Annotated in this window: 18 protein-coding genes and 1 pseudogene; 5 read left to right on the top strand and 14 right to left on the bottom strand. The window is 58.6% G+C overall.

The window, feature by feature from the left end; translation table 11 throughout:
- The first annotated feature begins 1 nt into the window (after nucleotide 1).
- Nucleotides 2-754, top strand: a complete 753-nt coding sequence (locus SK47_RS09775) for a hypothetical protein (protein WP_022651152.1) — start codon at nucleotides 2-4, stop codon at nucleotides 752-754.
- A 56-nt stretch (nucleotides 755-810) separates the two neighbouring features.
- Here the strand turns inward: SK47_RS09775 and SK47_RS09770 are convergent, their stop codons facing one another.
- Nucleotides 811-2,787 carry an alkyl/aryl-sulfatase gene (locus SK47_RS09770; protein ID WP_023324603.1) on the bottom strand — a complete coding sequence of 659 codons (1,977 nt, stop codon included), beginning with the start codon at nucleotides 2,785-2,787 and terminating at the stop codon, nucleotides 811-813.
- Nucleotides 2,788-2,989: 202 nt separating this feature from the next.
- Here SK47_RS09770 and SK47_RS09765 point away from each other — a divergent pair, with 202 nt between their 5' ends.
- The gene (locus tag SK47_RS09765) at nucleotides 2,990-3,625 is read left to right on the top strand and encodes a helix-turn-helix domain-containing protein (RefSeq protein WP_003857323.1); all 636 of its coding nucleotides are present in this window, start codon (nucleotides 2,990-2,992) and stop codon (nucleotides 3,623-3,625) included.
- A gap of 42 nt (nucleotides 3,626-3,667) precedes the next feature.
- On the opposite strand, the gene paaY is transcribed toward SK47_RS09765, so the two are convergent.
- The 13 genes from paaY to paaA all read right to left on the bottom strand — a co-directional run bounded on the left by paaY (nucleotide 3,668) and on the right by paaA (nucleotide 14,861).
- Entirely contained in the window at nucleotides 3,668-4,273 is a 606-nt protein-coding gene (gene paaY, locus SK47_RS09760; RefSeq protein ID WP_006810541.1) for a phenylacetic acid degradation protein PaaY, read from the bottom strand.
- A 9-nt stretch (nucleotides 4,274-4,282) separates the two neighbouring features.
- Nucleotides 4,283-5,218 carry a phenylacetic acid degradation operon negative regulatory protein PaaX gene (gene paaX / locus SK47_RS09755; RefSeq protein WP_048240857.1) on the bottom strand — a complete coding sequence of 312 codons (936 nt, stop codon included), beginning with the start codon at nucleotides 5,216-5,218 and terminating at the stop codon, nucleotides 4,283-4,285.
- A 133-nt stretch (nucleotides 5,219-5,351) separates the two neighbouring features.
- A complete protein-coding gene (gene paaK / locus SK47_RS09750) occupies nucleotides 5,352-6,668 on the bottom strand; it encodes a phenylacetate--CoA ligase PaaK (protein ID WP_047654567.1) in 1,317 nt (438 codons plus the stop codon).
- Between the two features lie 26 nt (nucleotides 6,669-6,694).
- Nucleotides 6,695-7,900 carry a 3-oxoadipyl-CoA thiolase gene (gene pcaF / locus SK47_RS09745; protein WP_048244024.1) on the bottom strand — a complete coding sequence of 402 codons (1,206 nt, stop codon included), beginning with the start codon at nucleotides 7,898-7,900 and terminating at the stop codon, nucleotides 6,695-6,697.
- A complete protein-coding gene (gene paaI, locus SK47_RS09740; protein ID WP_048244022.1) occupies nucleotides 7,900-8,322 on the bottom strand; it encodes a hydroxyphenylacetyl-CoA thioesterase PaaI in 423 nt (140 codons plus the stop codon). The genes pcaF and paaI overlap by 1 nt, the downstream gene beginning before the upstream one ends.
- Nucleotides 8,312-9,736, bottom strand: coding sequence for a 3-hydroxyacyl-CoA dehydrogenase PaaH (paaH, locus tag SK47_RS09735; RefSeq protein ID WP_032609124.1), 1,425 nt, complete (start codon nucleotides 9,734-9,736; stop codon nucleotides 8,312-8,314). The genes paaI and paaH overlap by 11 nt, the downstream gene beginning before the upstream one ends.
- A 1-nt stretch (nucleotide 9,737) precedes the next feature.
- Nucleotides 9,738-10,526, bottom strand: a complete 789-nt coding sequence (gene paaG, locus SK47_RS09730) for a 2-(1,2-epoxy-1,2-dihydrophenyl)acetyl-CoA isomerase PaaG (protein WP_026080707.1) — start codon at nucleotides 10,524-10,526, stop codon at nucleotides 9,738-9,740.
- Nucleotides 10,526-11,293, bottom strand: coding sequence for a 2,3-dehydroadipyl-CoA hydratase PaaF (paaF, locus tag SK47_RS09725; protein WP_045350638.1), 768 nt, complete (start codon nucleotides 11,291-11,293; stop codon nucleotides 10,526-10,528). Before paaF ends, paaG begins: the two co-directional genes overlap by 1 nt.
- A complete protein-coding gene (gene paaE, locus SK47_RS09720) occupies nucleotides 11,290-12,360 on the bottom strand; it encodes a 1,2-phenylacetyl-CoA epoxidase subunit PaaE (protein ID WP_003857345.1) in 1,071 nt (356 codons plus the stop codon). Before paaE ends, paaF begins: the two co-directional genes overlap by 4 nt.
- A 7-nt stretch (nucleotides 12,361-12,367) precedes the next feature.
- Nucleotides 12,368-12,865: a 1,2-phenylacetyl-CoA epoxidase subunit PaaD gene (gene paaD, locus SK47_RS09715; protein WP_003857347.1), complete on the bottom strand. Its 498-nt coding sequence runs from the start codon at nucleotides 12,863-12,865 to the stop codon at nucleotides 12,368-12,370.
- A gap of 11 nt (nucleotides 12,866-12,876) precedes the next feature.
- Nucleotides 12,877-13,623 carry a 1,2-phenylacetyl-CoA epoxidase subunit PaaC gene (gene paaC / locus SK47_RS09710; protein WP_048244019.1) on the bottom strand — a complete coding sequence of 249 codons (747 nt, stop codon included), beginning with the start codon at nucleotides 13,621-13,623 and terminating at the stop codon, nucleotides 12,877-12,879.
- 8 nt (nucleotides 13,624-13,631) lie between these two features.
- The gene (gene paaB / locus SK47_RS09705; protein WP_048244017.1) at nucleotides 13,632-13,919 is read right to left on the bottom strand and encodes a 1,2-phenylacetyl-CoA epoxidase subunit PaaB; all 288 of its coding nucleotides are present in this window, start codon (nucleotides 13,917-13,919) and stop codon (nucleotides 13,632-13,634) included.
- A 12-nt stretch (nucleotides 13,920-13,931) separates the two neighbouring features.
- Nucleotides 13,932-14,861 (bottom strand): 1,2-phenylacetyl-CoA epoxidase subunit PaaA, encoded by a 930-nt coding sequence (gene paaA / locus SK47_RS09700; protein WP_003857355.1) that lies wholly within the window; start codon nucleotides 14,859-14,861, stop codon nucleotides 13,932-13,934.
- A 285-nt stretch (nucleotides 14,862-15,146) separates the two neighbouring features.
- Between paaA and paaZ the strand changes: the two genes are divergently transcribed.
- From paaZ to SK47_RS09690, 3 genes and pseudogenes are all read left to right on the top strand, one after another.
- Nucleotides 15,147-17,186 carry a phenylacetic acid degradation bifunctional protein PaaZ gene (gene paaZ, locus SK47_RS09695; RefSeq protein WP_048244015.1) on the top strand — a complete coding sequence of 680 codons (2,040 nt, stop codon included), beginning with the start codon at nucleotides 15,147-15,149 and terminating at the stop codon, nucleotides 17,184-17,186.
- Nucleotides 17,187-17,411: 225 nt separating this feature from the next.
- A pseudogene (locus SK47_RS24080) lies at nucleotides 17,412-17,543 on the top strand (type VI secretion system tube protein Hcp); the annotation flags it as partial.
- A gap of 85 nt (nucleotides 17,544-17,628) precedes the next feature.
- Nucleotides 17,629-18,024 (top strand): hypothetical protein, encoded by a 396-nt coding sequence (locus SK47_RS09690; RefSeq protein WP_048244013.1) that lies wholly within the window; start codon nucleotides 17,629-17,631, stop codon nucleotides 18,022-18,024.
- Nucleotides 18,025-18,039 lie beyond the last annotated feature (15 nt).

Below are 18,039 nucleotides of genomic sequence, written 5' to 3'. Positions count from 1 at the left end.
AATGGGAACGGCAATATTCATGGTATTGATGGTATGCGGGTACTGGTACACCAGCCGCGACCTCTCAACACGGTTTAAAATCAAGCGCTCCTTTGGCTGGGACGTCTATTTTCTTGTGGCGCTGTATGGCTGTATTTTTGTTCTTCAGGGAGTGATCGCCACCGGCCTGTTGTGGCTGCTGTTGTTCGCCCTCTCCGCCGCCGATAACACGTTCCATTTCACGTCTGCAAAATATGCCGACTGGCAAATTGATTTTATGAACTGGAGCTTCCTGGGGATTCAGGCCCCGGTGGTGGTAATGCTGACCTTCGCGATCCTGTTCTGTCTCTACCGCTCGAACTGGGCCGGGAGCGCGCGGCTGGACGGCGAAGGCCGAAAAAAGCTCTACAAGCGGCTGGCGCAATCGAGCGGGATTGAACAGCTGCTCTATCAGTGCATGGAGGAAGGTGAACTGGCGCACGTCACGCTGAAATCGCGGCGGATCTATATTGGGATGATCCATACCGCCACGCTGGAGTATGAAAAAACGGCCAATATCGTGCTTATTCCGATGCTGAGCGGCTACCGTGACGGGAAAAACATGCAGCTCTGTATCGAACATAACTACAGCAAATGGTATGCCGAGCATGATATTACGCTCGATTCAGAGCCCAAAAGCGCCATGGATTTTCGCAAAGTGATCATGCTGGATCAGATCGAGAGTATTTCGCTGTTCGATCCGGCAAGCGCCAGCGCGCTGGCAATGCGTGAATAAAAAAATGGCGCCTTATCGCAACAAGGCGCCAGGATTAACCAGGATGAACGCTAAACTTATGGCGTCACAATATTGAACCAGAAGTCAAATGTGTCCATGTAGCTCAGCATCTCTTCCAGCTTCGCCCCGTTTCCGCTCACCTTCACGTCACCCTTATCCATCGCCTGCTTCAGCGTCTCTTTCTTAAGGATGATGTTGTTCAGCGTGGTACGGTCCAGCGCGATAGTTGCGTCGGCATCCTTCGCCTGCGCGTTGGCGGTATGGTTCAGCACGCCGTTTTCCAGCTCCAGCTTGTATTTGCCGCCATCCTTACCGAGATCGACATTGAAGACCGCCTTCGCGTTACCGGCCCGTACCCCGTTGATGTGCACACCCAGGTAGTCGAAGAACATTTCCGGGGTCATCGCCCGCACGGTATCCGGGCTGGCGGTGTTCGGCGTCGGCAGCTTCTTCACGCCATTACGCAGTTCTTGCGCGCCGGTCAGGTAGAAGTTACGCCAGGTGCCCGCTTCCGCCTGGTAACCTAACTGCTCCAGCGCGTCGGCTTCCAGATTACGGGCAGCCTGGTTGTTAGGATCGGCAAAGACCACTTTGCTGACCACCTGAGCAACCCAACGGTAATTACCCTGCTGATAATCCGCTTTGGCTTTCTGCATGATGGCATCAGCGCCGCCCATGTACTGCACGAACTTCTTCGCAGCCTGTTCAGGCGGCAGCTCGTCGAGGGTTGCCGGGTTGCCGTCGAACCAGCCGAGATAAAACACGTAGGTGGCTTTGACGTCGTGGCTAACGGAGCCGTAGTAACCGCGGCTCGCCCACTGTTTTTCCAGCGATTCCGGCAGTTTAAACTCGGCGGCGATCTCGTCGCGGGTCAGCCCCTTGTTTGCCATACGCAGGGTCTGGTCGTTGATGTAGCGATACATATCGCGCTGGCCTTTCATCAGCTTGACGATATTCTCGTTGCCCCAGGTCGGCCAGTGGTGCTGCGCAATAATCACTTCTGCGTCCGCCCCCCAGCGCTCAATGGCGGCGTTAATGTACTTAGACCAGGCCAGCGGGTCGCGGATTTTCGCGCCGCGCAGGGAGTAGGTGTTGTGCAGGGTATGAGTTACGTCCTCTGCGGCCTCGATCATTTTCTTCTCTTTGACATACCACAGCATCTCCGACGGAGCTTCTGAACCCGGCGCCATCATAAAGTCGTAGGTCAAACCGTCGATCACTTCTTCCTGACCGGTATGGGTAATGTAGTCGGTCGGCGGGATGAGGGTGACAGTACCCGCAGAGGTGGTGGTGCCAAGGCCTGCACCCACCTGGCCTTTTGCATCCGGCTTCAGCAGGTTGCCGTACATATAGCTCGCACGACGGCTCATCGCGTTCCCGGCCATAATGTTTTCGGAAACCGCCTCTTTCATAAAGCCATCCGGCGCGTAGATTTTCACTTTGCCAGACTTGACGTCAGCTTCGTCAACCACGCCGCGCAGGCCGCCATAGTGGTCAACGTGGCTGTGGGTGATCACCACAGCGACGACCGGTTTCTTGCCGCGGTTTGCATAGTAGAGATCCAGCGCTTCTTTCGCCGGTTCAGCGCTTAACAGCGGGTCGATAACGGTAATGCCCTTCTCGCCCTCAATGATGGTCATGTTGGAGAGATCGAGATTACGGATCTGATACACGCCGTCGGTGACCTTAAACAGCCCGCCAATGTTGATCAACTGTGACTGACGCCACAGGCTCGGGTTTACCGTATCCGGGGCTTTCTCACCCTCTTTCACGAAATCATATTTCGCCGGGTTCCAGATAACGTTCCCCTGCTCGCCTTTAATCATGTTTTGCGGCAGCGGGGCGATAAAACCTTTATGGGCGTTCTCAAAGTCGGTTTTATCGGCAAACGGTAATTTGTTATACAGGGCGTTATTTACCTGCCGGGTCGTGGCAGTGGCATCCTGCGGCTGTACTTCCGCAAACGAGGAAAGCGACAGCGACGTCAACACACCGGCAAGCGCCAGATGTTTAGCAATTAGGGTTAATTTCATTGAATGGCCTCATAGATTAATTGCGCCGCCTGGATATTTACAGTTGGCGGATAATTTTAATGCGAACTCATTGACGACCATTCTAAACAGAATACCTTTCCATCATAGTCCCATATGGGACTGGTTATTTATGGGTTCGTAATTCGGGGGCTATTGCTGCTATACTCGCTACCACGGCAAACGTTGCGGGGAGAGGCTTAGCGTGAATTTTCAGGATATCCATACCTATTATCAGCAACTCAATATTGGGCAATTTTTTCCGCACATGCTTTGTAAAGGCGAGGCCTTAACCGTTGCCGCAAATAAAAAACTCACCGTCGAGCCTGGCTATATCTATTTTTGCACTGAAGGGTCGCTGACGATATTAATGCCTGATGATGGCCTTAATATTGGCAATACTATCGAGTATATGCCGATAGGGTTAATGGAAAGGTATTGTCCACTGGCGAAGTATGAATATCGCAGCAGTGCGAAGGTGAAGCTGGTGAGAATATCCTGGGTCGACTTCGACCAGATATTTTTCCAGGGCGGGCCTGAGCGCATGCAGGCGCTGGCCACCATACTGACCTACATGTCCATATTTACCATCGACCTGCACAATGAACGCAGGCAGGTCACCAGCTACCAGACCATCAAACCAATGCTGTACCGCTATCTCTATCGGCAGGAGACCCACACGGGAGAGAATGAGGGCCTGGCGCTGTTTATCATCAAGCGCACTAACCTGTCACGAACGCATGTCTTTCGCGTGCTGGCAGATCTTAAAGCCGGGGGATATATCACCATGAAGCGCGGAAAGCTGGTGTCGATTGACCGGCCCCTGCCGGATGCGTATTGAGCTCATTTTCACGCCTTGATCAACGTGCGGGAGCGAACAGCCTTATTTATCCCGGCCAGCCGACTTAGGCCGTAAATTCTCATCGAAGACCAGCCGTTTGCGTCCTGGCTCTTCTTCACGCAGCGGCTCCACCTGGTGCAGCGTCTGCTTACAACGGTCCACCAGCACCTGATACTCCCGCGTGCCCTGCTTTTTCCACTCTATTTCCTGCGCACTTAGCTCACGAATCGCTTTCGCCGGACTGCCAAGAATTAAGTGATTCGCAGGCATTTCCGCTTTGGCCTTCACAAACGCCGCCGCCCCAACGATGCTGTTTTCGCCGATCGTCGCCCCGTCCATCACGACCGCATTCATCCCCACCAGCGCATTACGGCGGATAATGCAGCCGTGCAGGATCGCGCTGTGGCCGATATGCCCGTCCTCTTCCACCACCGTGTCCTGCTCCGGAAAACCGTGCATCACGCAGTTATCCTGGATGTTCGCGCCGTCTTTCACCACGATCCGGCCAAAATCGCCGCGCAGGCTGGCGTTGGGCCCCACGTAAACGCCTTTGCCGAGGATCACGTCGCCAATCAGCACCGCGGTCGGGTGAACATAGCTCTCTTCAGGCACGACCGGCGTCAGACCATCAATTTGATAAACAGGCATACCCTCTCCTTATGTGATATTCAGACCACCAAAACGCTGGTGATAAAGCGTGCCGGGAGCGGGCAGCTCGCCCACAGAGGTTTCCCCCTTCTCACTGACAAACGCCAGGGCTCCCGCCGCCACGCGCTGGTAGATATTAATGCACAGCTGTCGCGCGCTCTGTCCCGCCCAGTGCGCAGGAAGTAACTCCTCCGGCAACAGCGGATCTTTCAGCACCACGCGACGATAAAAATGAATGAGTAACAGCTGGATCTGGAAGCAGCGTTCCGGGGTCAAATCCTCAGGCGGCGTTTCTTTCAGCAGCGGCAACAGCGGACGGAACGAGTTGATAAACGTTTCGTACATCGCGTTTTGTTCGGTCAACTGCCAGCACTCTTCCACGCGGGCTCGTAACGCCGCACGTGATAAGGCCAGCGGTGAATGGGCCTCAAAGAAAATGACGTTTTCCGCCACGCCCGCGTCATGCAGCAGAGACTGCACGTCCGCCAGGTTCTGCGACGGCGAGGCCATCAGGCTCGGCGCCAGCGTGCCGAACCCTTGCCAGATGAGCTGTTTTTTCACGTCCGCGAGGGTGGTTTTATCCAGCCCCTCGGAGAGCAGCAGCAGCCATTTACCATCCCACGCCGGCAGTTCCGCACGGTAGATTTTATTTTCCGCGCGGCGGGTCAAACGCAGCCCCTTGTCGCTGAGACGGTAAAAGCTGCGGCGGCCAATGCGGGACACGTCCAGCCAGCCCTCTTTGTTGAGGCGAAACAGCGCGGTGCGCACAAAACGCTCGCCAAATCCCATCCCTTCCAGCAGGGCCGCCAGGCTGCCGAGCCAGATCTCTCCGCCGCGGTGCGAAAGCGCGTCGCCATACAGTGAGGAGATAAGCGACGTTCCGCTGACGGGAACAGAGCTGACTGCATGCTGGATAAAGGCTTCAAGTTTATTCATGTGATTCATTCTTTTGTTATTTTTTTCCTGGATGAATCATAGCATACGAATCTGGGGTGTACCCTCACCCTAACCCTCTCCCAAAGGGAGAGGGAACTTAATACACCCTCTCCCTTTGGGAGAGGGCTGGGGTGAGGAGAATTCAACCGTTGGCTGCCACTTTACGCAAATCAAACACCCGGCAAGCTTTACCCTCGGAGCGCGGTATGCTGCCACAGTTAACGATCATCACGTCGGTCGAGATCCCCACCATCGATTTAATCCGATGACGCAGCTGATGGCAGACCTGACAGCGCTGCTCATGGGTCAGCGTTAAGCTGCTCTGTTTCAGCTCGACCTTCACCGAAAGTGAATCAAGATGCCCGCGGCGGTTCACCTCCAGCTGATAGTGTGGCGAAAGATGTTCGAACTTAACGATCTCCTCTTCCAGCTGTGACGGGAAGACGTTCACGCCGCGAATGATGAGCATGTCGTCGCTGCGCCCGCTGATGCGATCCATCCGGCGCATGGTGCGTGCAGTGCCCGGCAGCAGGCGCGTGAGGTCGCGGGTGCGGTAGCGGATCACCGGCAGTGCCTCTTTGGTCAGGGTGGTGAACAGCAGTTCGCCCTGCTCGCCGTCGGCCAGCGGCGTGCCGTCATTCGGGTTGACGATCTCCGGGTAGAAGTGATCTTCCCAGATGGTCGGGCCGTCAGCGGTTTCAAGACACTCCATCGCCACGCCCGGCCCCATCACCTCGGAGAGACCATAGATATCCAGCGCGGTAATGCCCAGCCGTTTTTCAATTTCGCAGCGCATCGCCTGCGTCCACGGCTCGGCGCCAAACACGCCGACGCGCAGGGAACAGGCGCTGGCGTCACCGCCCATCTGACGCTCCAGCTCTTCAATTAAATTCAGGCAGTATGAGGGCGTCACCATGATCATATCCGGCTGAAAATCGCGGATCAGCTGCGCCTGCTTCTCCGTCTGGCCGCCGGACATCGGGATCACCGTCGCACCCAGACGCTCGGCACCGTAGTGCGCCCCCAGCCCGCCGGTGAATAGCCCGTAGCCGTAGGCCACGTGAATTTTATCCTTCGCGCTGCCCCCGGCGGCGCGCAGGGAACGGGCAACTATATTGGCCCAGTTGTCGATATCATTCTGGGTATATCCCACCACGGTCGGCTTTCCGGTGGTGCCCGACGAGGCGTGGATGCGCACCACCTGCTCCATCGGCACCGCAAAGGTATCGAACGGGTAGTTGTCGCGCAGATCCTGCTTGGTGGTGCACGGGAATTTTTGCAGGTCCGCCAGCTCGTTAAAATCGTCAGGGTGAACGCCCGCGGCGTCAAACTTGCGTTTGTACATCGGAACGTTGTTGTAGGCGTGGTTCAGCGTCCACTTCAGGCGCGCGGTCTGCAACGCCTGCAATTCATCAATGGACGCGGTTTCGATCGGATCAAGCTTTGTTGTATTTATCATCGCAGGGTACTCACATTATTGTTCGCTCAAACACGCTCAAGGATCATGGCAATGCCCTGACCCACACCGATGCACATCGTACACAGCGCGTAGCGCCCGCCGCGTCGGTGCAATTCATTGCTCGCGGCCAGCGCCAGTCTGGCACCGCTCATTCCCAGCGGATGACCTAACGCGATCGCCCCGCCATTCGGGTTCACATGCTCCGCGTCATCCGGCAAACCCAGCTGACGCAGCACGCCCAGCGCCTGTGCGGCGAAGGCTTCGTTAAGCTCAATGACGTCCATATCGGTGATACTGAGTCCGGCACGTTCCAGCACCTTACGGGTGGCGGGAATCGGGCCTAATCCCATCAGGCGCGGCTCGACGCCCGCGGTCGCCATGGCCACAATGCGGGTGCGCGGGGTTAACCCCTGGGCAAGCGCCATCGGCTCGCTGGCGATAATCAGCGCCGCCGCCCCGTCGTTCACGCCGGAGGCGTTCCCCGCCGTCACCACACCGTTCTTGCGGAACGGAGCTTTCAGCGCGGCAAGCTGTTCAAGGGTGGTTTCGGCGCGCGGATGCTCGTCCACGCACACTTCCGTTACGGCACCTTTTTTCCCCGCCACCTGTACCGGGATAATCTCCTGCGCCAGAACGCCATTCTGCTGCGCCCGCGCGGTGCGCTGCTGGCTGCGCAGGGCAAATGCATCCTGATCGGCACGGCTTATATTTAACAATTCCGCTACATTCTCTGCCGTTTCCGGCATGCTGTCAGTTCCGTATTGCTGATGCATGAGCGGATTCACAAATCGCCAGCCGATGGTGGTGTCGAAGATCTCCGCCTGACGCTGAAACGCCGCGGTGGCTTTGCCCATCACGAACGGCGCACGGGACATGGATTCGACGCCACCGGCGATCAGCAGCTCGCCATCCCCGGCCTTAATGGCGCGTGCCGCAAAGCCAAGGGCATCCAGACCGGAGCCGCACAGGCGGTTAATGGTGGTACCGGAAACGGTCTGAGGCAGCCCGGCCAGCAGCGACGACATGCGCGCTACGTTGCGGTTATCCTCTCCCGCCTGATTTGCGCAGCCGAAGATCACATCATCTATGCGCTCCAGATCGAGCTGCGGGTAACGCGCCAGCAGCGCACGCAGCGGCACGGCCCCTAAGTCATCGGCACGCACGCTGGATAATCCTCCACCGTAGCGACCGACCGGGGTACGCACACCCTCACAAATAAATGCGTCACGCATCAGGCTTCTCCTGTCCCACTGCCGCCGGTGCGGTGCGATTTCCCGCGAAAAAGAGCGACGGTTTTCTGTTGTTGGTTCTGAATTTCAATGTCGTATACGCCGGTCAGTTTGCCCTGATGCTTCACCCGCGCGGTAGCGGTCAGCTTATCGCCGGCAAAGCCCGGACGCAGAAAATCGATGGCGCAGCCTGAGGCCACCGCCGCCAGCCCCTGACTGTTGCAGGCGTAGGCAAAGGCGGTATCGGCCAGCGAGAACAGCTGTCCGCCGTGGCAGGTTTTATGCCCGTTGAGCATCTGCGGGGTGATGGTCATGGTCACCACCGCGTAGCCCTCGCCCATGTCGAGAATGTCCATCCCCATCGCCTGCGCGCAGGCGTCCCGTTCGTACATCGCACGGGCGTTATGCCAGGCGTTATGACTCATAGCTACTCTCCAGAAGCGCACGCTGGCGCAGCAGTGAACAGGGGCGATAGCGTTCCTCGCCGTAGTGACGTTGCAGGTTCTCCAGCAGCGTTAACAGACGCTGCCAGCCAAGGCGCTCGCCCCAGGCGATGGGCCCGCAGGGATAGTTGACCCCTAAGCGCATGGCGGTATCGATGTCTTGCTCGCTGGCGACCCCTTTTTGCAGGGCGTCCAGCGCTTCGTTGGCAATCATCGCTACCGTGCGCCAGACCAGCAGACCGGGGTAATCCGCAATCTGGACCACCCGTTTCTGCTGGTGCTGCAACCAGTAAATGGCTTTCTGCGTGGCGGCGTGCGGGTTGCCGGGTGCGGCGGCTATCACGGCCACATCCCGCTCGATGCGGTCGACCACCACCACCGGGCAGCCATGGCGCAGCGCCAGCGACTGCGCGGTCTCACCCTGCGTTTCGATCAGCAACAGATCGTCAATTTCCGTGACACCGTCACTTCTTCGCTGTACGCGCATGGGGTTGAAGCTGTCGCTGACCGGGGCGAGCCATCTGACGGCGGGTTTGTCCTCCAGCCAGCGGTAAACGCCCTGCCCGCTTTTCTTACCCAGACGCCCCGCCAGCACCAGCTCCTGCTGCACCAGCGACGGCAGAAAACGACGCTCCTGCCAGAAGGCATTAAACACGGAGCAGGTCACGGCAAAGTTGACATCCTGACCAATCATGTCCGTCAGCTCAAGCGGCCCCATCGGGAAGCCTCCGCCGTCTCGCAGGGCGGCGTCAATCACCTCGGGCGTTGCCACCTGCTCTTCCAGCGCGCGCCAGGCTTCCGAGTAGAACGGGCGCGCCACGCGGTTGACGATAAACCCCGGCGTGGACTGGCAGCGTACCGGCTGCTTTCCCCAGCTCAGCGCCAGCTCGCACAGCGCATCGGCCACTTCTGGTGAGGTCGCCAGCCCGCTGACCACCTCCACCAGCTTCATCACCGGGGCAGGATTGAAGAAGTGCAGCCCGGCGACGCGTTCAGGGTGGTTTATCTCCGCCGCAATCGCGGTAACGGAAATGGACGAGGTATTGCTGGCGAGCAGCGTCTGCGGCGGGCAAACCTCTGCCAGCTGGGTAAACAGCGCCTTTTTCACTTCAAGCCGCTCGGAGGCCGCCTCGATCACCAGATCGGCTTTCGCCAGAGCACTGATATTCGTCACCGGCGTCAGGCGGGCGAGGATCTGCTCCCCGGCGTCGGCAGAGAGTTTTCCACGCGCAACGCGTGAGGACAGCCGCTGGCGAATGCCGTCGACGGCGCGGGAAATCGCCGCTGCGTCAATGTCGTACACCAGAACCGGATGACCGTGGCTGGCTGCCACTTCGGCAATCCCGGCGCCCATGGTGCCGCTGCCAATGACGGCGACCGTATGGATATTCACCATATTATTTCCCCGTAAAGTTCGGCGCGCGTTTTGCCAGGAACGCGCTGACGCCTTCCCGGTAGTCGTCGCTGCGTCCGGCCAGGCGTTGATAGTCGCGCTCCAGATCAAGCTGGGCGTCGAGGGTGTTGGTTTCGGCGGCGTTGATCGCCTGCTTGATCAAGCCCAGGCCAAAGGTCGGCTGCGAGGCAAAATGCAGCGCCATCTGCTGTGCGGTGGCGGAGAGCTGCTCGTCGTCCACCACCTGCCAGATCATTCCCCAGGCCTGTGCCTGCTCAGCGCTGAGCTTATCGCCCAGCAATGCCAGCCCCATGGCGCGGGCGCGTCCGGCCACGCGCGGCAGCAGCCAGGTGCCGCCGCAGTCCGGGACGAGGCCGAGCTTGCTGAAGGCCATCACAAAACTGGCGGAGCGCGCCGCAATCACCATGTCGCAGCCGAGGGCCAGCGTCGCCCCCGCGCCCGCCGCCACGCCGTTAACCGCGCAAATCACCGGCTTCGGCAGTTTTGCCAGGCGGCGCACCAGCGGGTTGTAAAAAGTCTCAACGGACATGCCCAGATCGGGCGCCGGGCCGTTCGGGTCGACGTTACGGTCGTTGAGATCCTGCCCGGCGCAGAAACCGCGTCCTGCCCCGGTGATCAGCAGGCAGCGGATGGCGTCATCGCGCTCGGCCTGCTTCAGGCATTCGGAAAGCTGCTGGTGCATGACGTCGTTAAAGCTGTTCAGGCGCTCCGGGCGGTTCAGCGTAATGGTCATTACGCCCTGCTCAACATGGCTCAGAATAGATTCCACAATTAGCGTCCTTTAAAGTCTGGGGTGCGTTTTTGTAAAAAGGCGTTGATCCCTTCCCGGCGATCGTCGGTGGCCGCGAGCAGCGCAAACAGCTGACGCTCCTGCGCCAGCCCGGCCTGAAGCGGGACTTCCTGCGACTGGCGAAGCGCCTGCTTCGCCGCCTGTAGCGCCAGCGGCGAATGGCGCGCCATCAGCGCCGCCTGCTTCAGGGCGTACTCCAGCGTCAGCGAGGCCGGGTAGATGTCGCTGACCAGCCCGGCGCTGTGCGCCTGCACCGCCGTGATGCTTTCGCCCGTCAGCACCATTTTGCTGGCCAGCGATTTGCCTACGCTGCGGATCAGCCGCTGGGTGCCGCCTGCGCCCGGCATGATCCCGATGGTGATTTCCGGCAGGCCAAAACGGGCGTTATCGCCAGCAATCACGACATCGCAGAGCAGCGCCAGCTCACAGCCTGCCCCCAGCGCGAAGCCGTTTACGGCGGCAATCAGCGGTTTGGTGAAGGCGTTGATCCGCGCCCACAGCTGCGGACGGATATCGTTCAGGGTGGCGGGCAGGTCTTTCTCCGCCATTTCGTTGAGATCGGCCCCGGCGGCAAAGCAGCGTTCGTTGCCGTACATCACGCAGACGGCGATCTCAGCATCCGCGGCGGCGGCCTCAAGCTGCTCCGCGATTTGCAGGAGCAGCGCATTGTTGAGCGCGTTGCGCGCCGCCGGACGGTTAAGCGTTAACTGCAACACGCGGCCATGACGGGTAACAATCAGTTCGCTCATGCCATCCCCTTCGCATCAAAATCGACGATAACGTCGGCGGTTAACGGCAGCGCCTGACAGCTCAGCACATAGCCTGCGGCCAGCTCGTCCGGCTCCAGGCTGTAGTTGGTCGCCATATCGACTTTCCCACGCAGCACTTTGCATTTGCAGGTGGCGCATACGCCACCCTTGCAGGCGTAAGGCAGATCCGCCCCCTGACGCAGGGCCGCGTCAAGAATGCTCTCGTCGTCCGCCGTCAGGGTGATCTCCCTGTCGCGCCCGTCCTGACGGACGGTGACCTTCTGGCCATCGGCCTGCACGCTGGCTGTCCGTTTAACGGCGGTACCCGGCGTGTTAAAGCGCTCAAGATGGATCGCTTTTTCCGGCATACCCAGCGCTTGCAGCGCCGCTTCGGCCTCATCCATCATCGCCGACGGGCCGCAGATGAAGGCTTCATCGTACTGACGGAAATTCACCAGCGTTTTTGCCAGCGCCTGGAGCTTTTCCCCGTCAATGCGGCCATGGAGCAGATCGCTGTCGAGCGTCTCCTGGCTGAAGATGGCGATCAGCTGCAAACGCTGCGGGTATTTATCTTTCAGGTCCGCCAGCGCCCGGCGGAACATCATGCTCTGGCTGCTGCGGTTGCCGTAAATCAGGGTGAAGTGGCTGTGGGCTTCAGTGGCCAGCGTAGCGGACATAATCGCCAGCATCGGGGTGATCCCAGAGCCGGCGGCAATCGCCAGATAATGGCCTTCGCGTTCGGCCTGCGGCTGGTAGCCAAAATGCCCCTGGGGCACCATCACCTCCAGCGCCATGCCCGGTTTGATCTCGTCCCGGGCATAGCGGGAAAAACGTCCGCCCTCGATGGCTTTGACCGCCACGCTGATCTCACCGCACGCGGTGCTTCGGCAGATGGAGTAGCAGCGGCGCAGTTCATCCCCGCCAGGGCTGGCTTTCAGGGTCAGATGCTGACCGGGACGGAAGCGGTACGCCTCCTGTAACGCCTGCGGCACCGCGAAGGTAATGGTCACCGCGTCGCGGGTTTCGGGTTCCACTTTTGCCACTGTTAATGAATGAAACGTTGTCATGGCAGCCTCAAATACATTTGAAATAGTCGAAGGGCTCACGGCAGGTATTGCAGCGGTAGAGCGCTTTGCAGGCCGTGGATCCAAATTCACTGATAAGCGAGGTATCGGTGCTCGCACAGCGCGGGCAGCTCACCTCCGCGGGAACGTGGGCATGGCAGCTATGACCAACAGGCGGGCTGATGCCATATTCACGCAGGCGCCTGCGGGCATCGTCGGTCATCCAGTCGGTGGTCCAGGCGGGCTCCAGTTGCAGCACAATATGTACCGGGCTAAAGCCGTTTCCGGTCAGGGTTTCGCGGATCGCCCCCAGCAGATGCTCCGTTGCCGGACAGCCCGAATAGGTTGGCGTGAAGCCGATGACCCAGCCTTCCCCCTGTGCCTTCACGCTGCGCACCATGCCCAGGTCGGTGATGGTCAGCACCGGTACTTCCGGGTCGGGGATCTGGCTTAACAGCGCCCAAATCTGCGGGATTTGTGCAGGCGCGATGTCGACGAGGCGTTGCATGGCGTCCTCCTTTACCACTGCTGGCCGGGGTAAACGCGCTGGAGATACTGCATCTCTGCCAGCATCGGCCCGAGGTGTTCGGTATGTAGCCCCTTCTTACCGCCCGTGCGATACGCCACCTCTTCGGGCACGCGGAGGGTGGCTTCCGCCAGGCCAGCAAACACTTCGCGCTCCCACGGGTCCCGCAGGTCGCGCGGATCAACCGCCACGCCGTCATCAATTAGCGCCAGCTCGACCTCGTCAGCGTCGAACAGTTCAGCCGTAAAGCGCCACAGGCTATCCACCGCCTGCTGCATTTTTTGTGCGGAGGTTTCTGTTCCGTCCCCCAGCCGCACCAGCCAGCCGCGGCTAAAGCGCAGGTGATAGCGCGCCTCCTTAATGGCTTTTGCCGCGATGGCGGCAAGCTGACTGTCGCTGCTGTGGATCAGCCGCTCGTAGAGCGCCACGTTCCACGCATCCATCAGATACTGACGGGCAATGGTGTCGGCGAAGCTGCCGTTTGGCTGTTCCACCAGCAGCAAATTGCGGAACTGACGCTCATCGCGGCCATAGGCCAGGGTATCTTCATCACCCTTACCTTCCCGTTCAGCGGCGTAGGTCAGGAAATTGCGCGCCTGCCCGAGCAGATCAAGGCCGATATTGGCGAGCGCCAGGTCAATTTCCAGCTCCGGCGCGTGGCCGCACCAGGCGCCCAGACGCTGTGAGAGCACCAGACCGTTGTCGCCCAGACGCAGGGCATAAGCACATACGTTGTTCATCCCCAACCTCACATATGCTCGATACCATCAGGGATGGTGTAAAACGTCGGATGGCGGTAGACCTTGCTTTCCGCCGGATCGAAAAACTCCCCGCTCTCTTCCGGCTGGGAAGCGACGATTTCACTCGCCTTCACCACCCAGATAGAACAGCCTTCGCTGCGGCGGGTATAGGCATCGCGCGCGTTTTCCAGCGCCATGCGGTCGTCGGCAGCGTGAAGGCTGCCCACATGCCGGTGCGACAGCCCCTGCTTCGAACGGATAAAAACTTCGTATAACGGCCAGTAAACATTGCTCATGGTTGATTCCTCTTATGCGGCCTGGCGGGCGCGTTGTTTTTCTGCGTGGGCCAGAGCGGCTTCACGCACCCATGCGCCGTCGTCCCAGGCTTTACGTTTTGCGGCCAGACGTTCGTGGTTGCAGATCCCGCGCCCGTTGATCACCTCGTCAAATTCCTGCCAGTCGATTTCGCCGAAGCGGTAGTGGCCGCTCTCTTCATCGAAACGCAGGTCGGGATCCGGCACGGTCATGCCGAGCATCTCCACCTGAGGCACCGTGTTGTCCACGAAGCGCTGGCGAAGCTCATCGTTGCCAAAGCGTTTGATCTTCCAGGCCAGACTGCGGGCGCTGTTTGGGGAGTTGTCGTCGTTGGGTCCGAACATCATCAGCGCGGGCCACCAGAAGCGGTTGATGGCGTCCTGCAACATCTGCCGCTGGGCTTCGCTACCCTGCGCCAGCGCCATGCAGGCCTCAAAACCCTGACGCTGGTGAAAGCTCTCTTCTTTACAGATTTTCACCATCGCCCGGGCATACGGGCCGTAAGACGTACGGCACAGCGCCACCTGGTTCACAATGGCCGCCCCGTCCACCAGCCAGCCAATGACCCCGATATCGGCCCAGCTCAGGGTCGGATAGTTGAAGATGGAGGAGTATTTCATCTTGCCGTCGAGCATCTTTTGATAGATGTCCTCCCGGGCGCAGCCCAGCGTTTCCGCCGCGCTGTAAAGGTACAGGCCGTGTCCGGCTTCATCCTGCACCTTCGCCAGCAGAATGGCTTTCCGGCGCAGCGTCGGTGCGCGGGTGATCCAGTTCCCTTCCGGCAGCATGCCGACAATCTCAGAGTGGGCGTGCTGTCCAATCTGGCGGATCAGCGTCTTGCGGTAGGCATCCGGCATCCAGTCCTGCGGCTCGATGGCCGTCTCCTGTGCGATGCGTTGCTCAAAGCGTTGTTCTTGCGTCACATAACCACCTTTGTGATTCGTTAAATCACCACAAATAGCAAAATGGTGAATCATTTGGTTTCTTAAAAGTTACACAAAGGTTAAATATAACCCCAAGAAGCGTTTGTTTATTTTGTGACGACGCTCGCAAGCCTTTTCATGAAAGGCCGATGGCGCAAGGCTTTCTGTTGGTCATGCCAAGCAATACAGATCACAACGTTAACAATTCATTAAAACTCAGCTTGATTTTTATGATTCGAGATCAAACTATTTATAGTGAAATCACGAAACATCTGGAGAGAAGAAATGCAGCAGTTAGCCAGCTTCTTGTCCGGCATCTGGCAATCAGGCCGGGGCCGCGAGCGCACCATCACCCACGCCATCAGCGGGGAAACGCTATATCAAGTCACCAGCGAAGGGCTGGATATGGCGGCCGCGCGCCGTTACGCCATTGAACACGGCGGAGAAGCGCTCCGCGCAATGAGCTTTATCGAGCGCGCCGCCATGCTGAAGGCGGTGGCCAAACATCTGCTGAGCCAGAAGGATCGGTTTTATGCCCTGTCAGCCCAGACCGGCGCGACGAAGGCTGACAGCTGGGTGGATATTGAAGGCGGTATCGGCACCCTCTTCACCTACGCAAGCCTCGGCAGCCGTGAGCTGCCGGACGATACCCTGTGGCCGGAGGATGAGCTGATCCCACTGTCGAAGGAAGGCGGCTTTGCGGCACGTCACGTGTTAACGTCGAAATCCGGCGTGGCGGTGCATATCAACGCGTTCAACTTCCCGTGCTGGGGGATGCTGGAAAAGCTCGCGCCCACCTGGCTTGCCGGGATGCCCGCCATCATCAAGCCCGCCACCGCCACCGCGCAGGTGACTCAGGCGATGGTGAAAGCGATCGTGGAGAGCGGACTGGTGCCGGACGGCGCCATCAGCCTGATCTGCGGTGGCGCGGGCGATCTGCTGAACCACCTCGACAGCCAGGACGTGGTGACGTTTACCGGGTCGGCCAGCACCGGGCAGAGCCTGCGCGTCCACCCGAATATCGTCGCACATTCCATTCCGTTTACCATGGAAGCAGATTCTCTTAACTGCTGCGTGCTGGGTGAGGACGTGACGCCGGAACAGCCGGAGTTTACGCTGTTTATCCGCGAAGTGGTGCGCGAGATGACCGCCAAAGCCGGGCAAAAATGTACCGCCATCCGCCGCATCATCGTGCCTGAAGCGCAGGTTGAAGCCGTCAGCCAGGCGCTGATTGCGCGGCTGGAGAACGTGGTCGTCGGCGATCCGGCCCAGGAAGGGGTGAAGATGGGGGCCCTCGTCAACAGTGAGCAACGTGCTGACGTGCAGGACAAAGTCGATCATCTGCTGGCCTCGGGCTGCCAGATCCGTCTGGGTGGTAAAGCTGATTTGCAGGCGCCTGGCGCATTCTTCCCACCCACCCTGCTGTTCTGCCCGCAGCCGGACGAAACCCCGGCCGTTCACGCCACCGAAGCCTTTGGCCCCGTCGCAACCCTGATGCCCTGCCGTAACACCGAACACGCCATGCAGCTGTCGCGGGCGGGCGGCGGCAGCCTGGCGGGAACGCTGGTTACGGCAGATACCCGCGTGGCGCGGCAGTTTATTGCCGGTGCCGCGCGCGCCCACGGACGCATTCAGATCCTCAACCAGGAATCCTCGAAAGAATCTACCGGCCACGGTTCACCGTTGCCGCAGCTGGTGCACGGTGGTCCGGGACGTGCGGGCGGCGGCGAAGAGCTGGGCGGCCTGCGCGCTGTGAAGCACTATCTTCAGCGCACGGCCATTCAGGGCAGCCCGTCCATGCTCGCCGCGATCGGTAAACAGTGGGTCCGTGGCGCGGAGGTGCAGGAAGATCGCGTTCATCCGTTCCGTAAATACTTCGAGGAGTTACAGCCGGGCGACAGCCTGCTGACCCCGCGTCGTACCCTGACGGAAGCGGATATCGTGAATTTTGCCTGCCTGAGCGGGGATCATTTCTACGCCCATATGGACAAAATTGGCGCGGCGGAGTCGATTTTTGGTGAGCGCGTGGTACACGGTTATTTCCTGATTTCCGCCGCGGCTGGGCTGTTTGTCGATGCCGGGGTTGGGCCGGTTATTGCCAACTACGGCATGGAAAACCTGCGCTTTATCGAGCCGGTCAAGCCGGGTGATACCATTCAGGTGCGCCTGACCTGTAAACGTAAAACGCTGAAGAAACAGCGCACTGCCGAGGAAAAACCCACCGGCGTGGTGGAATGGGCTGTGGAGATCTTCAACCAGCACCAGCAGGCCGTGGCGCTCTACTCCATCCTGACGCTGGTGGCGCGCCAGCAGGGTGACTTTTAATCAATGCAATGGCATTAACCTTGCTGCCTCGAGTGTTTGAGCGCATCAAAATAAGCGGAAGGTAAAACAGGGACTGGATGGCTTTGATTGATCGAACCATCCAGTCTGCCTGGTTTGGATAAGTTACAACCGGAAACACTAAGCAAGTTGACCATGTAGTTAGCATGGTTATTATTTTGCGCCGGGAATATTCCCGCATTAAATTACATGGATGATTAACAAACTATGGCAATTCCTGTTTACCTTTTCTTAATTGAAGATGGTGGGTCAAAAATTACAGGCTCGGTGGATGTTCGTTACCGTGAGGGAAGCATTGAAGTCACCGGCTTCACACACAATCTTCGCCTCCTAATTGATCCTGCCGAATTTGCAAAATTCCAGAACAATAATAATTACGGTGATGACCCAGTCGATCAGTTATGGATAAGGGCAGGAATAGATTATGCGCGACGTTCGGGTTTTTAACTGGCGAGCTGGAATTATTATCTTTATATTTCTCATATTCATTGCATACCCTTTCCGCGATCTTTTTACCGTGTATGAAAATTTGCAGGAAAAAATCAAGGTTAACGATCGTTTAACTCTTTACATCACCCAGGTTGAGACGGGCTCACTGTCTAAAAACAGGTATCATATTTATCTCTTTGATGCGAAAAAAAGTCCGGAAGAATTCATGTCTAACATTAAGAATATCATTCCCGTCATGATCACCGATGATGATAAAGCTTCAGTGGCAATTAAAAATGGAGACATTTATCTTCGCGTTCGCGGTACGGTTTATTCGTTCACGACGGTAGGTTTTGATGTCCGCACGCATCTCGATAGCTCGCCTTACTGAAGCGCACTTTATCGG

This window comes from Enterobacter sp. BWH52 (genome assembly GCF_001037565.1).
GTDB classification, from domain to species: domain Bacteria; phylum Pseudomonadota; class Gammaproteobacteria; order Enterobacterales; family Enterobacteriaceae; genus Enterobacter; species Enterobacter hormaechei_C.
The sequence above is the reverse complement of the archived record's forward strand: the minus strand, read 5'-3'. Positions and strand labels throughout refer to the sequence as shown.

Excerpts from the sequence above, each read along its gene's own strand:
- SK47_RS09775 (WP_022651152.1), top strand. The coding sequence starts at position 2 with ATGGGAACGGCAATATTCATGGTATTGATGGTATGCGGGTACTGGTAC.
- SK47_RS09770 (WP_023324603.1), bottom strand. The coding sequence starts at position 2,787 with ATGAAATTAACCCTAATTGCTAAACATCTGGCGCTTGCCGGTGTGTTG.
- paaY (WP_006810541.1), bottom strand. The coding sequence starts at position 4,273 with ATGCCTGTTTATCAAATTGATGGTCTGACGCCGGTCGTGCCTGAAGAG.
- paaX (WP_048240857.1), bottom strand. The coding sequence starts at position 5,218 with ATGAATCACATGAATAAACTTGAAGCCTTTATCCAGCATGCAGTCAGC.
- paaK (WP_047654567.1), bottom strand. The coding sequence starts at position 6,668 with ATGATAAATACAACAAAGCTTGATCCGATCGAAACCGCGTCCATTGAT.
- pcaF (WP_048244024.1), bottom strand. The coding sequence starts at position 7,900 with ATGCGTGACGCATTTATTTGTGAGGGTGTGCGTACCCCGGTCGGTCGC.
- paaI (WP_048244022.1), bottom strand. The coding sequence starts at position 8,322 with ATGAGTCATAACGCCTGGCATAACGCCCGTGCGATGTACGAACGGGAC.
- paaH (WP_032609124.1), bottom strand. The coding sequence starts at position 9,736 with ATGGTGAATATCCATACGGTCGCCGTCATTGGCAGCGGCACCATGGGC.
- paaF (WP_045350638.1), bottom strand. The coding sequence starts at position 11,293 with ATGAGCGAACTGATTGTTACCCGTCATGGCCGCGTGTTGCAGTTAACG.
- paaE (WP_003857345.1), bottom strand. The coding sequence starts at position 12,360 with ATGACAACGTTTCATTCATTAACAGTGGCAAAAGTGGAACCCGAAACC.
- paaD (WP_003857347.1), bottom strand. The coding sequence starts at position 12,865 with ATGCAACGCCTCGTCGACATCGCGCCTGCACAAATCCCGCAGATTTGG.
- paaC (WP_048244019.1), bottom strand. The coding sequence starts at position 13,623 with ATGAACAACGTATGTGCTTATGCCCTGCGTCTGGGCGACAACGGTCTG.
- paaB (WP_048244017.1), bottom strand. The coding sequence starts at position 13,919 with ATGAGCAATGTTTACTGGCCGTTATACGAAGTTTTTATCCGTTCGAAG.
- paaZ (WP_048244015.1), top strand. The coding sequence starts at position 15,147 with ATGCAGCAGTTAGCCAGCTTCTTGTCCGGCATCTGGCAATCAGGCCGG.
- SK47_RS09690 (WP_048244013.1), top strand. The coding sequence starts at position 17,629 with ATGCGCGACGTTCGGGTTTTTAACTGGCGAGCTGGAATTATTATCTTT.